At 54.5% G+C, this 15282-nt stretch carries 12 protein-coding genes; 8 read left to right on the top strand and 4 right to left on the bottom strand.

Annotation, left to right across the window (positions count from 1 at the left end):
• The first annotated feature begins 133 nt into the window (after positions 1-133).
• Positions 134-1465: an extracellular solute-binding protein gene (locus tag BN3277_RS23230; protein WP_059046764.1), complete on the top strand. Its 1332-nt coding sequence runs from the start codon at positions 134-136 to the stop codon at positions 1463-1465.
• Between the two features lie 55 nt (positions 1466-1520).
• On the opposite strand, the gene BN3277_RS23225 is transcribed toward BN3277_RS23230, so the two are convergent.
• Positions 1521-2444, bottom strand: a complete 924-nt coding sequence (locus BN3277_RS23225) for an AEC family transporter (RefSeq protein ID WP_059046761.1) — start codon at positions 2442-2444, stop codon at positions 1521-1523.
• Between the two features lie 244 nt (positions 2445-2688).
• On the opposite strand from BN3277_RS23225, the gene BN3277_RS23220 reads away from it, so the two are divergent.
• A complete protein-coding gene (locus BN3277_RS23220) occupies positions 2689-3549 on the top strand; it encodes a GNAT family N-acetyltransferase (RefSeq protein WP_059046760.1) in 861 nt (286 codons plus the stop codon).
• Positions 3550-3565: 16 nt separating this feature from the next.
• Here the strand turns inward: BN3277_RS23220 and BN3277_RS23215 are convergent, their stop codons facing one another.
• Positions 3566-4021: a threonine/serine exporter family protein gene (locus BN3277_RS23215; RefSeq protein WP_059046758.1), complete on the bottom strand. Its 456-nt coding sequence runs from the start codon at positions 4019-4021 to the stop codon at positions 3566-3568.
• Positions 4022-4050: 29 nt separating this feature from the next.
• Positions 4051-4809 carry a threonine/serine exporter family protein gene (locus tag BN3277_RS23210; protein WP_059046756.1) on the bottom strand — a complete coding sequence of 253 codons (759 nt, stop codon included), beginning with the start codon at positions 4807-4809 and terminating at the stop codon, positions 4051-4053.
• A gap of 189 nt (positions 4810-4998) precedes the next feature.
• Here BN3277_RS23210 and BN3277_RS23205 point away from each other — a divergent pair, with 189 nt between their 5' ends.
• Positions 4999-6117, top strand: a complete 1119-nt coding sequence (locus BN3277_RS23205) for a GGDEF domain-containing protein (RefSeq protein WP_059046754.1) — start codon at positions 4999-5001, stop codon at positions 6115-6117.
• A 27-nt stretch (positions 6118-6144) separates the two neighbouring features.
• Positions 6145-8124: a methyl-accepting chemotaxis protein gene (locus BN3277_RS23200; protein WP_059046752.1), complete on the top strand. Its 1980-nt coding sequence runs from the start codon at positions 6145-6147 to the stop codon at positions 8122-8124.
• A 61-nt stretch (positions 8125-8185) separates the two neighbouring features.
• On the opposite strand, the gene BN3277_RS23195 is transcribed toward BN3277_RS23200, so the two are convergent.
• The gene (locus tag BN3277_RS23195) at positions 8186-8485 is read right to left on the bottom strand and encodes a hypothetical protein (protein WP_059046750.1); all 300 of its coding nucleotides are present in this window, start codon (positions 8483-8485) and stop codon (positions 8186-8188) included.
• A gap of 202 nt (positions 8486-8687) precedes the next feature.
• Between BN3277_RS23195 and BN3277_RS23190 the strand changes: the two genes are divergently transcribed.
• From BN3277_RS23190 to BN3277_RS23175, 4 genes are all read left to right on the top strand, one after another.
• Complete coding sequence (locus tag BN3277_RS23190; protein WP_059047452.1) at positions 8688-10304, top strand: stalk domain-containing protein; 1617 nt, start codon at positions 8688-8690, stop codon at positions 10302-10304.
• Between the two features lie 12 nt (positions 10305-10316).
• On the top strand, positions 10317-12593 hold the full coding sequence (locus BN3277_RS23185; RefSeq protein WP_059046747.1) for a FecR domain-containing protein: 2277 nt from the start codon (positions 10317-10319) through the stop codon (positions 12591-12593).
• A gap of 182 nt (positions 12594-12775) precedes the next feature.
• Positions 12776-13780: a LacI family DNA-binding transcriptional regulator gene (locus BN3277_RS23180; protein ID WP_059046745.1), complete on the top strand. Its 1005-nt coding sequence runs from the start codon at positions 12776-12778 to the stop codon at positions 13778-13780.
• A 161-nt stretch (positions 13781-13941) separates the two neighbouring features.
• Complete coding sequence (locus BN3277_RS23175) at positions 13942-15279, top strand: glycoside hydrolase family 30 protein (protein ID WP_059046743.1); 1338 nt, start codon at positions 13942-13944, stop codon at positions 15277-15279.
• The last annotated feature ends 3 nt before the right edge of the window (positions 15280-15282 follow it).

The raw sequence follows: 15282 nt of genomic DNA, 5'->3' as shown, positions 1-15282 counted from the left end.
GGGTGAGGGGTTCGACATTTTTTGCAGAACCCACGATCCGCCTTATTCGAGCTATGGAAGCGAAATCATCAACGTGATACACTTGTTTTGAAGCGGTTACACGAAATAGCCGTGATCACTAGGGGGATCAAGCATGGCCAACCATAAAACAGCATCAATCCTGTTGATTTCGCTTCTTCTGTTGCTGGGACTAACCGGCTGCACCAGCGGCAAGACGGCGGGAGGCGGTCGCACGGAGGGGCAAGCGGCATCGGCGGCGGGCGGGAACGTGACGATACAGTTTATGCATCTGTGGCCCGCGGGCGCTTCACCTCAGCAGAATAAGCTGGTGAACGAAATCATTGACCAATATGAGTCCGAACATCCCAATATCACGATCCAGCAGGAAGTGATGGAAAACGAGCAATATAAGAACAAATTGAAAATTTTGTCTGCGGCAAACGAGCTTCCCGACGTCGGCGTCACCTGGGCCGCCGGCTTTATGGACCCGTACGTGAAAGGCGACTTGTTTGCCCCGCTTGACGATTTGCTGGACCGCGGCTTGAAAGACCAATTTGTGCCCGGGGCGACCGATGCTTACGCGGTGCAGGGAAGAACATACGGCTTGCCGATCGAGTTGAACATTTCACCGATATACTATAATAAGGCGATTTTTGAAAAATACCATCTCGAAGTGCCGCAAACCTATGATCAATTCCTGGACGTGATCCGCACGCTGAACAGCAAAGGGGTTACCCCCATCGCACTGGGGAATCGGGACCGCTGGACAGGCTCGATCTGGTATATGTACCTTGCCGACCGGCTTGGGGGTCCAGAAACGCTGAAGAAGGCGATCGATCGATCCGGCACCTTCGAAGATCCGGCGCTGATTCAGGCGGCGGATGAAATTCAAAAACTGGTGGACATGAATGCGTTTAACAAAGGCTTTAACGGCTTGTCCAATGAAGAAGGTAAATCCGTTTTCATGAATGAGCAAGCTGCCATGTTCCTCGCGGGGACTTGGGAGGTTCCCAACTTTACGAGCAATCCAGACGTCCCCGAGAATTTCAAAAAGAACGTAGGCTTCTTCAAATTCCCGACCTTCGCCGGCGGCAAAGGGGACATCAACAGCTGGGTAGGCGGGCCGGGTGTCGGCTTGTTTGTCGCGGAAAACTCCAGAGTCAAAGATGAGGCGAAGCAATTTGTGGAGTATTTCATCAGCAAGTGGGGGGCCGAATCGGTCAGCACGGCGGGAGTGATTCCGGCAACCAAGGTGGACACCTCTTCCTCGGATCTGCCGCAGCTCTACATCGATCTGTTGGATGAGTTGAACAATGCCAGCAACTTAACGTTATTTGCCGACGTGCAGATGAAATGGAACGCCGCGCAAACGCATCTGAACATGATCCAGGCCCTGTTTGGCAAGGCGGTGACCCCCGAGCAATTCGTGAAGGAGCATGAAGCCGCGCTGCAAAAGGGCGATTAATCCCCCTGATTAAACAAGAACCTTCCGTCGCATTTGGCGGAAGGTTCTTTTGAGTCTACCCCACATATTGGGATAAAGAAATCAGGGCAGTCATCGTAATAATATTCAACAGCGTGGAGATCAGCACAGTTTGCGAAGCGAAATCTGGCTCATTGTCGTATTCTTCCGCCAGAATTGTGCTGTTCACGCCCGTTGGCATGCCGGAGGCGATCAGGAGAGCTTGGGCCGGAATCCCTTTGAGGCCCAGCGCCCATATCAACGCAAACCCGATAGTCGGGCCGATCAGCAGGCGCAGGATGACGCTGAGATATACGTCAAGCCGGTCGAGCCGCAGCGGATATTTCACGATTTGCGCACCAAGTGTTAGCAAAGCGATGGCGACCATCGAGTCGGCGATGTAACCCAGCGGCTTGGCTACGAAATAGGGGAGCGGCCATTGGAGCACGTGCAGCGCCATCCCCAGCACCAAGGCGTAAGGTACGGGCATCTTGAGAAATCCGATCAAAGCGGCTTTCAGCGTGCCGCCGGATTTGGCCCGTTGCACGGACATGACCCCGTAGGTGAACGTGACTAGGCTCTGAAACGTCATCACCAGCGCTTGGACGGAGGCGGCCAAAGGATCCCCCTTAAAGGCCAATTGATTAATCGGCAGCCCGTAGTTGCCGGAGTTGTCGAGAATTAGGCTGTTGGTGAAGGCGGCCCGCATGCCCGGTCTGAACTTGAGGCGCCAGCTGACGAGCCGGCTGACCCCATAGAGCAGCAGGACGTACAAAATATAAAACCCCGTAACGCTTCCCAGCAGTTCGGCGGACATCTCCGATTCGTACATGCTGACGAAGACGACCGCAGGTGTCACGAAATAGAAGTTGATCTTGGCCAGCGTATACAAATCGAGCTTAAAAGCGCGCTGCATCAAGGCGCCTAATCCAATGAGGACAAAAATGGGCAAAACGACATCCAATACAATATCGCCGATCATCTCTGGCTGTTCACTTCTTTCTTCTAGTGGGAGTTCAAAACATCATTATCCCATGACGCATTTCTACGCATGAATGGAATGCTGTTCGCAGGCAGTCGCTAGTAATTATATCACGCTCGCTGCGGCTTAGAAGATGCAAAATGCAAGAAGCCCGCCGGGTGTGCTAAAATGGCTTAACAGATCAAGCCGGACTCGTGGAATTGGAACACATCCACCGCACGGCGAGCCAAAGGAGCGTATGCGCATGACAAAAAACACCCCGCAAAATCATCCCGTCCTTGCCGACGTGGAACGAATGATTTACCTGGAGACGGAGTTGACGAAGTTTAATCACGAGCGCTCCTTGTATTTGGCGGAGTCGCATCTCAACGTAACGCAAATCGGCGGGACGACACTGCTGATGGACCAGCTGTCCCCGCAGTCGAGCTACTATAATCGGGTGATTGGTTTTGGCCCGGCGGATTTGGAGCGGCTGCCTGACATTCTTGAGAGCTATGGCGCGGCAGGTATCGACCTGTGCTTCGATATGAGCCCGGACCGGCAAACCGGCGAGGTGGCGGGGGCTTTGGCAGCACAAGGGTTCGTGCCAAGGCTGCAGCTAGCCTTTCTCAAGCAGGAGCTGAACGGAGAGAGCTTGGAGAGCGGGGAGGCAAACCGCTTCCCTTCTTCCGTGGAGATCCACATCTCCCGGGTCTCGAACGAACGGGAGGCGGTGTCGTTTATCGGTCTGATCGAACGTTCACGTGGAGAGGATGCTCCTGCGTTGGAGGAAGCGATCATACGGCAGAAGAGCCGGTACTTCTACCGGGAGGATTTTCATAATTTTGTGGCTTCCATCGGCGGAGAGTCCGCAGGTATGGGCTCCTTGTTTGTCCGTGGTGACACCGGGTATTTGGCTAACGATTTTACGTTCCCGGATTTTCGAGGGCGCGGCGTGCAAACGGCATTAATTCGGCACCGACTGCAAACAGCGGAATCGCTTGGACTCAAGCGCGTATACACTGATGTCGAGTTTGCCTCTGGCAGCCATGCCAACATGCTGAGATGCGGGTTTGAGCTGGTTTATATGAATACGTTCTGGATGAAATCGGTGCTGCCGCAGTAGCGGGTCGGCACCGTTTTTATTTCGCAGACCGCTTGCGGAGGCGCCGCGGCACCCGCCGGATCAAGAGTTGACCCAGCACTTCGGACAAGACGAGCCCAATCGCAATTGAGCCGGAGAGGAGGAACGCTTTGGCGGCGAGCTCGACGGCCAGGTTGTATTCATTCTCCACGAAGCGGCGCATGGCATCGTACGCCAGACCGCCGGGAACCAGCGGGATGATGCCGGCTACGCTAAAGATAATGACGGGCTTTTTGTAAATCCGGGCAAACAGTTGGCTGAGGGCGCCAACCAGGAAAGTTGCGGCAACGGTTGAAAATACGCTCTCCATCCTTGGCTCCAGCAGGATATAGACCATCCAGCCGAGCATTCCGGACAAGCCGCATTGCAGCAGCGTTCGTTTCGGAGCATTAAAGAGGATGCCAAAGGCTCCCGAAGCAATAAAGCTCGTCAGCAAATGAACCAGGATAACCATCGGGCGGTTTCGTCTCCTTCCGGCTGAAGTCAAATCAAAGTAAACAGGACGGCGATTCCGGCTCCAATGGCAAAGGCGGTGAGAAAGGCCTCCGCCCCGCGCGACAACCCGGATACGAGGTGCCCAGCCATCAGATCCCTGACCGCGTTGGTGATCAGCAATCCCGGCACAAGGGGCATCACCGAGCCGATAATGATCTTATCCAGCTCCCGGCCGATCGAGAGCTGCACGAAACCGAGAGCCAGCAGGCCGATCAGCAGCGCTGCGGTGAATTCGGCGAAGAATTTTACTTTTACCAGCTGATGGAACAGCAGGTACGCGGCAAACCCTAAGCCGCCGCACAACAGGCCCGGCAGGAAATCGGTCAACGGGCCGCGGAACATCACGGTGAAACAGCCGCTCGACAAGGCGGCGGCCGCCATTTGCAACGGCATCGGATAAGCGTGCTTCTCCGTTTCGATTCCACGCAGGAGGGTATAGGCCTCCTCGGCCGTCATTTCTCCGTTGCCGAGCTTTCGGGAGATATCGTTCACCGCCGATACCTTCTGCAGGTCGGTCGTTCGCTCCACGATGCGAATCAGCTTCGCAGATTCCGTCTCGCCGGATTGAAAGACGATCCCCGTCGGCGTGACATAACTATGCGACCCGGACAAGCCCAGCGCATTTGCCATCCGGGTCATCGTATCCTCTACGCGGTAGGTTTCCGCACCGCTTTGCAGCATGATTTTGCCCGCCAATAGGCAGACCTGTACAGGCTCCTGTCCTTGGACCGCAGCCGCGCTACTCATCGCCGTCACCCTTTCATTCATCTGACGCCATTATATCACGTAAAAGGGGGCAGAAAAATCCATTCGACAAGACTTGTCACAAAATGTCGAATATAATCTAAAATTAGCAAAAATATCTTATTTTTGTCGTCCTATTATGGTATGCTATCACTACTTACTACTGCACCACACATCAGAGAGGAACATTTAATGCTGCAAAGCTTATTCAACAATTTTATGCTGCTAACGACGGTGATCTTTTTTGGATATATGATCAAGAACAAATTGCCGGACCGCCTGGATAAAGCGCTGTACGTTCGGATTCTGCTGGGGAGCGGACAGGGCCTGCTGGGTATCGTTCTGATGTATTACCATTTTCATCTCTCCGAGCAAGTCATCGCCGACTTCCGACAGCTGCCGATCCTGATTTCGATTTACCTGGGAGGCGGCCTTTCGGGCGTCATCGCGACCCTGTTAATTGCGCTCTATCGGATGTTGTTTCTACATGGTTTTGGGCCGCATGCCATGATCGCTGCGGTCAATGCACCTGTGACGCTCTTGATCGGGTTCTTGTTGCTTCGGGGGCGGAAAACTACGGTCCTGCGCTGGGTGATCGCCTTAGCGCTGAGCGCATTAAGCACCGCGGTATTTATGATGCTTCTGAGCAATGAATGTCTCTTCAAAGAGATCGCTCTTTATTTCCCCTTGTTGATTATTGCGGGGTTATTTGCGTTCTTCATGCTGCGTTACTTGCGCGATAAGGACGATGCCATTCGCATTATGAGGGAAGCGGCGAACCATGATTTTTTGACGAGCTTGTACAATTCGCGGGCGTTTGAAGTGAAAATGGGACAAAAGATCGCCGCAACAAAACGGGACAAAGTTCCGTTCACCTTGCTGATCGTTGATATCGACCATTTCAAGCAGGTTAATGATCGATTTGGGCATCCGGCGGGCGATGCGGTGCTGCTGCAGATCGCCGACGTGATGAGAGAGACATTCCGTCCGGGGGATCATATCGCCCGTAAGGGGGGCGAGGAGTTTGTCATCTTGGTTGATCATTGTGATGCGGAGCAAATTAAGGTTGTGGCCGAGCGTTTACGCAGCAATGTGGAGAACCACGTATTTATTTTACCGGATGGGGGTGAGTTAAGGCTGACGATTTCGGCCGGGAGTGCGACGTACCCGAACGTTCCTGAGGAGGAACTGATCTTGAAGGCGGACCAAGCGCTCTATCAAGCAAAAGCAGCGGGCCGAAACCGGGTGTTTCGGGCCGTGGATCTTTTTTATGAGGATATGATTCCAAAAAATACGTACCGCTTTCCGTAAGGATTGAACCATTTTAGGGGGATTCTCATGAATCGAACGTTTTCTTTATCTATTCGTCAAAAGCTCATTATATCGTTTTCCATCATTCTGCTGGTTCCTAGCTTGACTATCGCCGGTTCGACCTATTGGACGGCAAGCAAACATATCGAAGAGGGATTGATCTTCAGCGCCCAAGAGAGCGTGGATACCGCAAATTCGGTGATCACCAGCAATTTCGAAAACATGGTTTTCGATCTGGATTACTTTGCCGGCGAGCTGGATACAGCTGCTGTTGATGCGGAACTGGCGTCAGGGGGTACGGCGGTGAAAAATCGCCTGAAGCAGTACCTGGCCTTACATAAGGATGTATTGAATATTTATGTCGGTACGAGTCAAGGGGGGACATTGTTGGGCGCGGAGCAGGAGCTGCCATCCGATTTTGACCCGAGAACTCGGGATTGGTATGTGCTGGCCATGAAGACGCCTAATGCGGTAGTTTCGCCGGTATATCTCTCCGTTGACGGAAGTCCGGTCGTTTCCGTATCTAAGGTGTTGAAGGATGGGGCAGGGGTTATTGCGCTCGACCTTGACTTAACCGGCATCTCCAATATGGCGAACATGAAAGTGGGGGAGGAAGGATATATCCTGATTCTCGACAGCGCCAAGAACATGATTGTAAATCCGACAGGCGGGATCGGCGAAGAGGCGACGGACAGCTACGTGTCTTCGATGTTTGAAGAGGACAAGGGAACCTTCGACTACATCCTGAACGGTGAAAAATATAAGATGGCGTTCCACAAAAACGAACTCACCGGTTGGCGGATCGGCGGGACGATGAGTCAAAGCGAAGTGACGCGCGATACGGCGGAAATCCGCAATACGTCAATTCTCGTTGTCTTGCTGGCGCTGGTCGGAGGATTGATCTTGAACATCTTATTGATTCGCTCGATCCTGATTCCGATCCGTAAATTGAGACGTGCGACCGCAATCCTTGGCCAAGGTGATCTGACGGAGAAGCTGGACGACTTCAAACGCGATGAAATCGGCGAGCTTGCCGCTAATTTTCAGGTGATGGCCGATAATTTGCGGGAGATGATTGAAGGGGTACGGGAGATGACCGATAGCGTCTCGGCTTCGGCGGAACAGCTGTCCGCCGGGGCAGAGCAGACAACGAAAGCGATCGAGCATGTGACGGTTGCAATTCAGGACGTTGCCGTCGGCAGTGAGCAACAGCTGTATAGTGTAGAAAACGGCTCGTCCAGCATCGATACGATGGCCCGACAGGTGGAATACGTATCCGGCAACATGCAACTGATCGCCCGGACGATGTCGGGGACGGCGGATTCCGCTCAGCAAGGGACCCAACTGGTGGCTGGCGCGGAACAGAAAATCCGCAGCGTCGAAGAGACGGTGGCGGAGCTGGCAACCGTAATCGGCTCGCTGCATCAACGTGCGGAGCGAATCGGCGGCATCGCCACCTTGATGGCGGGCATCGCACAGAAGACGAATATGCTGTCGCTGAACGCTGCGATCGAGGCGTCCCGGGCCGGCGAAGAAGGGCGCGGTTTCGCGGTGGTAGCCGGTGAAATCCGGAAACTGGCTGAAGGCTCAAGCCATTCTGCAGGCCAAATTCGGGATTATATCGGGCATATCCAGGATGAAATGAATCGGGCGGCTGCCGCGATGGAAGACGTTCAGGTTAAGGTCTCGGAAGGCAGAGAAGCCGTCGATTTATCCGGTCAATCCTTTGTTGCGATCAGCCAGTCTGTCGTGGAAGCGGCGGAAGCGATCGAGGCTGCGGCTGGAACGATGCAGGATGCCGCGGGGGAAACCAGCGCGGCCCGTGAAGCGATTGAACGTATTCGTCACCTCTCCGAGGAGACGGCCGGCAACACCCAAACGATCTCCGCGGCGGCGGAGGAACAGTTGGCTTCCGTAGAAGAAATCGCCTCATCTTCAGCGGACCTGAGCCGGTTAGCCGAGCAACTGCAAACCTTGGTAGGTAAGTTTAAAGTGTATAAGGACTAATCCTTCCCACCTTCAAAAAGCCTTCCGCACAATCGCGTGCGGAAGGCTTTTTTCGTAGAGGTTATTCGGTTTCGTCGCCGTCAAAACCGTTCAGCAAATCGGTGCCATGCATGGCATCCGGATCAGGAGCAACGGGATCAACGGGGCTGTCCTTCTGAATGGCGTCCGCATCGGGTACGTCGGGAAGCGGATCATTTTCGCCAACGGACACGGCGTCTTGTTCGCTGATGCCTTGGGCGATTCGTGTATCGTGAGGCAGCAGGTCATCATCGGGAATATCATTCTCCGGTCGATACTCCTTGAGCAGCTTGTACCGCTCGTATTCGAAGTCCGCGGAGGTTTTGTCGTGATTTGCGGCCACGTCAGATCAGCGCCTTTCTTTCAAAATTGCGATTCTCCCCCAAAGTTTACCCCAAATTAAATCGCCAAATCCGGCGGAGTGTATCATTTTAAGGAAGAAATTACCGATATATAATGTAAACCGTGTGATAAATGTCATAATCGAGGTTGACATTGTTGAGTTGGTTTAGGAATTACATGATAAGGGAGAGTGTGAATTGAAAATGAGGAGTTTCCTTAAACACAAGGGGAGGTTGCTGCTAGCCGCCTTGCTTGGGTTCAGTAGTTTTGTCGCGGCACAAGCGCCCGCCTTGGCGGATGGATCCGGCGGACCTGTAAGCGATGCCGGGAGAACGCTGCTGCGGGTGGACGTTTATGCCGGGACAGGACAAGCCGGCTGGACGGAAGGAACTTGGGAGGAGGCGGAGTTTCGTTCTCCCGGAGGATTGCTGCGGTTGTCTGACGGTCGCCTGCTGGTGGCCGATACGGCCAATCAGGTTATTCGCCAAGTCAAAGACGGGGTCGTGAGCCCCTTTGCCGGCATTCCATTTCCGGTCAAGCTGGATGAACGGAATGAACCGGTCGGCGGCTATCTTGATGGTCCTCTGAAGGAATCCGCTTTCCAGATGCCTTCCGGGTTGGCGGCGGATACTTCCGGCAACATCTATGTCGCAGATACGGGCAATCATGCCATTCGCAAAATCACCGCGGACGGTCAGGTACAAACCTTGGCAGGCAACGGTGTCTTAGGACTTCGGGATGGTGAGCGGAAGAATGCCCGGTTTCATTCCCCGGAAGCGATTGCGGTTACCGGAGATGGGATCGTTTACGTGGCGGACACGCTAAATCACGTTATCCGCAAAATCACAACGGACGGTGAAGTCACAACGCTGAACGCAACCTCGGAGCGGGTTGTCATGGTCCATCCGGGGCTGGCAGTTCCGGCGGGAGACTATCAGGATGGCAGCTTGTCTCAGGCCCTTTTTAACGAACCGTCCGGATTGGCCCTAGACGATAAAGGGAACCTCTATGTCAGCGATCGCGGGAATCATTTGATCCGCTATATCGATTTCGCCGCCGATACGGTTTCGACGGTGGCGGGCAAGGTGTCCGAATCGATGTATTCGGAGGCGAACCCCACTTTAACGGCATCCGGCGGTTATCTGGACGGGGATGCGGGGGCGGCTCGGTTTAACGGGCCGGCGGGACTGGCTTGGACCCAAGACGGTTTGCTTATTGCCGATTCCCTGAATCATACCATCCGGCTGCTGCGGGATCAGAAGGTGACGACCTTGGTCGGCGCCCGGGACGGGGTGCCGGGAAGCGCGGGGCACACGGAGGCGAGCGCGGCTTTTTCCTTGCCGGTGGATGTAACCGTAGAGGAGGAGACCGGAGCCATCTGGGTGGCTGACGCCTTGAACCATCAAGTGCGTGTCCTGCGCCCTTACTCGTTGCCGGAAACCGTAGCAGGACGCAAAGGGCCAGTACTCTTCTATGAGCAAAATGCGGTAGCCGATACGGATCAACTCCTTCTTCAGCAAGGCCGATTGGATGTCCCGCTTCGTCTGCTTGCGGAGGCCGTTGGTTACACGGTCACCTTCAATTCAGCGGGAGATATTGTGATGCAAGGAGAGGGGCGGTCGGTCTCTCTTCGGGTTGGTAAATCTGAAGCGACGGTGACTGTCAATTCGACCGGAGACATATCTCGGTTAACTTTAGCAGCAGCTCCTTATGTCAGCGGCGGCAAAGTATATATCCCCTTGCGAGGAGCTGGCGTATTGCTGAACAAGGAAGTAAATTGGCTGTCGGAAGCGCGATTGGCCGTCATGAGGGATAAATAGGAGGTGAAGGACATGAAACAATGGATAAGAAGTCTATGCGGCAGCCTTGCTGCTTTACTGATCCTGCTGGCTTTTGGACAACCGGCCTTGGCTGCAGGGGCGAAAAACACCATAAGAACAGCTGTAATTGTAGCCTTGCAAGGGGATGCCAAGGTGCAGCCCGCCGGATCCAGTTTGCAGTATGATGCGTTTGAGGGAATGTCCCTGCGGCAAGGGGATCGACTGATTCTCGGCCAAGGCGGCGCGCAGCTGCGGGTGGAGGATACCGGAGATGAAGTGAATCTTGGGGCGTATAGCTCACTGGATATCACTCGTCTGGCGGGCGGACCGGAGGGGAGAACGACAAAGCTGACGATGCTCTCCGGTGTGGCCTATTTCGCCGTAACGGACTTGCGAGGATCGCCAGATACGTTCCAAGTGGTGAACGGAAATCATACGCTGGACGTGAAAGGAACCCATTTCATGGTCACGGTGGATCCGATCACGGGGGCTAGCGTTTTAAGCGTGATGGCCGGGGCGGTCAGCACCGGCAGCTCAAATCCAGCTTCTGGAGCATCACCTACCCCGCCGTCTCCAACTATCGTCTATCCTGCTCAGCAAATCCTTCTGGAGAACAGCGGGATCAGCGTACCTTCGGTGGTGGATCCGTCCACTCTGATCCAAAACGCGCCGCCCAAAGTGATAGAAAGCCTCCTCAAAAACGCGGAGAAGATTCAGCAGGAAAACGAGGAAATGAAAAGGAGCTTACAAGAACAGGGAAATGCGCCTAGTCCGACCTCGAACTCGAATCTTGGACGGCAGATGGCGGATTTGGACAAGGTAAGCCGGAATTTAGACAACCTGGTTGCAAACCTGGCGCAAGAAGCCGTCAAGCAACAAAAGCTGCCTTCCGGGCAAGTGCAGCAGTTGATCAACGAGGCTAACCGTGCCCTGGAGGGGAACGGGAAAACTATCGATTTGGACGGGGTTCAGCCGCTGGATAGAACGGCGGGGGTGGATCCGGAAGCCGCCGCCCAGAAGGAACAACTGCTGAAGGAAAGGCAGGAACAGAAGAAACGAGATCAGCAGGAACAACAGAGTGCCATGAAGGCCGTCATTGAATGGATTGCGGAGGAACAAGCCAGGCAGGAAGAGGAGAATCGCAGAGCTGTAGCGGAGGTGCTAGCCAAGGCGCAGGAGCGCTTCATCGATCAACTCGGAGGAGAAAGTCGGGATCAATTCTTGGCGGATCAGCGGAAGCTGGAGCAAGAAAAGCAACAGCGAGGTGGTTCCGCTACTCCGTCGCAGGTGCCAGCCTTGCCAACGGTGCCGAGCGGCGGGTCTTCGGCGCCTTCAAATCCAGGCTCGAATCCTAGCCCGAACCCAAATCCGAACCCAAATCCAAATCCAAATCCGGAGCCTGCGGCGTCGTTTACCTTGAACTGGAAGCACGCCGATGAAACCTCCATCCCGTTCGGCATCCCGCACCAAATGGCATTTGGACTGACGCTGAAAGAGGGCGTGGAGCTGCAGTCGGACCAGCTCAAGCTGAAGATGACGCTGACGTCGAATGTAGCGGAAGCGGTATATTCTCCAATCAGTTATGACTTTGAAAATGATTCAATCGATATGACCGAACTGAACCTGGAGGCCTGCGGAACGTCAACGGCAGCCAGTTGCGGGGAGGTGTGGCTTCCTTCCGAGGACAATGCGGGTTACGGCGTTGGAGCCTTAGGCGACGGGTATCCAGCCGTTTTGTCGGCCAACTGGACACAATCCGGCAATTACAACGTGACCGTAGAGGCTTTCCACGGTGAGGGGGATGCTTTGGTTTCATTAGGCAAGCAGTCGTTCCAGTTTACGGTGGTCGCGGAGATGCCGACGATCGCCTTTACGGGAGGGGAGTCATCGGTTAATTTGGCTCCAGCGGAGCCATGGGTTTATTCATTTAGCGCCAAAGGTGAGAACCTCCAACCTTCCTATCGGATGGCTTTGAGGGTTTCGATTTATCCTTTAGACTCCGTCGATGTCCCGTATGTTTATGAAACGGTAACACTGCAACATAACGGTACGCCGGTTGCCTCGGGTGAGATTGACGAGTACGGAACCGCCTATCTGACAGGCGAAGCCGGCGTCTTGGCCGCATTGTTGGCAACGGGCAGCGAGTTTACGCTGATATGGGGGCCATTTAACGGCGAGCCTGGAACGTATGAAATCGGGCTAAGATGGGTTTATCCTCCGTCCGACGGTATGGATCCATATCCCTACAGTGAAGATACAAATGTAACTCTGGAAGTGACAGCACCTTAAAACGAATCCCGATCGCAAGGTTCAGGAGAATTTCTGGACCTTGCGATTTTTTTCGCCATATGCATCCCGTCGATCATTAAAGCGCTTTACAGAAACCGGTTGACTTCCGGCAAACCAGCGGCTACAATGGCCTGTGAATCCCGGACGAGCCTGGCTCGGAGCCGGGCAGAGGAGATGAGACGTTGATTACGATCTACGATATCGCACAAAAGACCGGCTTTTCGCCAACAACGGTATCCAAGGTGTTTAACGGGTATTCCGATGTCAGCGAGAAAACGCGCCGCAAAATCCTGGATGCCGCCGACGAGCTTGGTTATGTCCCGAATGCTCACGCCCGTTCGTTGACGACCAAACGCTCTTGGACGATTGGCGTGCTGTTTATCGAGTCTTCCGGGGCGGGCATCCTGCATCCGTATTTCGGCGGCGTCATCGAGGGCTTCAAGCGGGTCGCCACCTCCAAAGGGTATGACCTGATGTTTATTTCCAAGGATATCGGCGGCAAGAAAAGCAGCTATCTGGAGCACTGCAAAATCCGCGGCATCGACGGCGTTGTGGTCGTGTTGCCGGATGCGTCCGATCCTTATTTCCAGGAACTGCTGGAATCTGATATTCCGTGCGTCCTGCTGGACCAGGAATCCACTTTAAAAAGCACCGTGTACTCGGATAATGCGGAAGGAGTCCGGCAAGCCGTGGCTTATTTACATTCCCTGGGCCATCGGAAAATCGCGCATATCGGCGGCGGCCCCACCTTTGCCGGCGAGCAGCGGTTAAGCGGTTATCGGCAAGCGATGCAAGAGCTTGGACTGACAATCCATCCGCAGCATATCGTGCAAGGCAGCTACGATTATACCGTGGAGAGCGGCAGCAAGGCGATGGAGGAGCTGCTGCAAGCGGACGAACGGCCTACCGCCGTGTTTGCGGCCGGGGACAACTTGGCAGTTGGGGCCATGATGGCGATGAAGCGGCATGGGCTGCGAGTTCCGGAAGACATCTCGCTGGTTGGCTTCGATGATATCGAGATGGCGAAATTTTTAACACCTGCCTTAACGACGATACGACAAAACACATATGTACTTGGCAGCAGGGCGGCTGACATGTTAATCTATTCGATAGAAGGCGGGGAAGACGTGCAACAGGACGTTATCCCGGTGGAGCTGGTCATTCGCGATTCTTGCCGATCGCTGTAGACAGCTCGGCCTCTATTTTTTTGCAAGAAATCGAAACCGGTTTCGATGCCCGTCGTTCTTCAAAAGTTGGAGATCAGATGCATTCTTCCGGCGCGCCTCTTGCATGAAATGTAATCGATTTCAAGAATGGCCAATTACGTGAACCAAGGAGAGGATTAACGATGGCAAAATGGTTAAAAGTACTCACATCGCGCGACTCGGCTGACCGTATGCAGCCGCAAGGGGAAGTGACGGTCCAATCCGGCGCTGGTACGGGACGGAAGTTGAAGGTCTTGCCGGAGCAAACCTACCAAACGGTGATGGGGTTTGGCGGTGCTTTTACGGAAGCGGCCGCGTATACGTTGTCTCGGATCAGCCCACAGAAGCGGGAGGAAGTGATCCGCCGATATTTCGATCCGCAGGAGGGGCTGGGGTATACGTTGGGACGTGTGCACATCCATAGCTGTGACTTCGCGCTTGAGAACTACACGTATATCGAGGACGGCGATGTTGAGCTGAACACGTTCGATATTTCCCGGGACCACCAGTGGGTGATTCCGCTCGTTCACGATGCGGCGAAAACGGCCGGGAAAGACATCACCATGCTGGCCTCGCCATGGAGCCCGCCGGCTTGGATGAAAACCAACGGGGACATGAACCACGGCGGCCAGCTGAAGCCGGAATATCGCGAGGTGTGGGCGCGGTATTATACGAAGTTCATCCAAGCTTACCGCGAGGCGGGAATCCCGATTTGGGGTATTACGGTGCAAAACGAACCAGCAGCGGTTCAGACCTGGGATTCCTGTATCTACAGCGGTGAGGAGGAGCGCGATTTCGTCCGCGATCATCTGGGGCCAACGATGCACCGGGAAGGCTTGGCGGACGTTCAGATTCTGATTTGGGACCACAACCGAGACATTATGATCGAGCGGGCTTCCGCCGTGTTGAGCGATCCCGAAGCGGCTAAATATGTGTGGGGCACCGGCTTCCACTGGTACGTCAGCGAAGCGTTCGAGAACGTTGGCAAAGTCCATGAGCTATTCCCCGACAAGCATCTCCTGTTTACGGAAGGCTGTCAGGAAGGGGGCGTGAAGTTGGGCGAATGGTTTACCGGCGAGCGTTACGGCCGCAATATCATTGGCGATCTAAACAACTGGAATGAAGGGTTCCTGGATTGGAACCTGGTGCTGGATGAAACCGGCGGCCCGAACCATGTGGGCAACCTATGCGATGCGCCGATCATCGCGGATACCACAACCGATACGCTTCATTACAACAGCTCTTATTACTACATCGGGCATTTCAGCAAATACATTCAACCGGGAGCGGTACGTATCGGTTTGGATACCGAGGCTCCGTCGCTGCTGGCTGCGGCGTTCCGCAATCCGGACGGCAGCATTGCGGTCGTCGTGCAGAACGAAAGCGATGAGGCGCTGCCGTTTGCCCTGGAGCTTGGCGGTGAAGCTGCCAACGAGACGCTGCCGGCCCACTCGATCGCAACCTACATCATTCAAGGCTAACAC

It is taken from the genome of Paenibacillus rubinfantis (genome assembly GCF_001486505.1).
Lineage (GTDB): Bacteria > Bacillota > Bacilli > Paenibacillales > Paenibacillaceae > Fontibacillus > Fontibacillus rubinfantis.
Note: the sequence above shows the minus strand (reverse complement) of the source record. Positions and strands in the feature narration are given on the sequence as shown.

What these genes read in the sequence shown, in the direction of transcription:
- BN3277_RS23205 (WP_059046754.1), top strand. Translation starts at nt 4,999, where the DNA reads ATGCTGCAAAGCTTATTCAACAATTTTATGCTGCTAACGACGGTGATC.
- BN3277_RS23200 (WP_059046752.1), top strand. Translation starts at nt 6,145, where the DNA reads ATGAATCGAACGTTTTCTTTATCTATTCGTCAAAAGCTCATTATATCG.
- BN3277_RS23225 (WP_059046761.1), bottom strand. Translation starts at nt 2,444, where the DNA reads ATGATCGGCGATATTGTATTGGATGTCGTTTTGCCCATTTTTGTCCTC.
- BN3277_RS23185 (WP_059046747.1), top strand. Translation starts at nt 10,317, where the DNA reads ATGAAACAATGGATAAGAAGTCTATGCGGCAGCCTTGCTGCTTTACTG.
- BN3277_RS23190 (WP_059047452.1), top strand. Translation starts at nt 8,688, where the DNA reads ATGAGGAGTTTCCTTAAACACAAGGGGAGGTTGCTGCTAGCCGCCTTG.
- BN3277_RS23215 (WP_059046758.1), bottom strand. Translation starts at nt 4,021, where the DNA reads ATGGTTATCCTGGTTCATTTGCTGACGAGCTTTATTGCTTCGGGAGCC.
- BN3277_RS23175 (WP_059046743.1), top strand. Translation starts at nt 13,942, where the DNA reads ATGGCAAAATGGTTAAAAGTACTCACATCGCGCGACTCGGCTGACCGT.
- BN3277_RS23230 (WP_059046764.1), top strand. Translation starts at nt 134, where the DNA reads ATGGCCAACCATAAAACAGCATCAATCCTGTTGATTTCGCTTCTTCTG.
- BN3277_RS23210 (WP_059046756.1), bottom strand. Translation starts at nt 4,809, where the DNA reads ATGAGTAGCGCGGCTGCGGTCCAAGGACAGGAGCCTGTACAGGTCTGC.
- BN3277_RS23220 (WP_059046760.1), top strand. Translation starts at nt 2,689, where the DNA reads ATGACAAAAAACACCCCGCAAAATCATCCCGTCCTTGCCGACGTGGAA.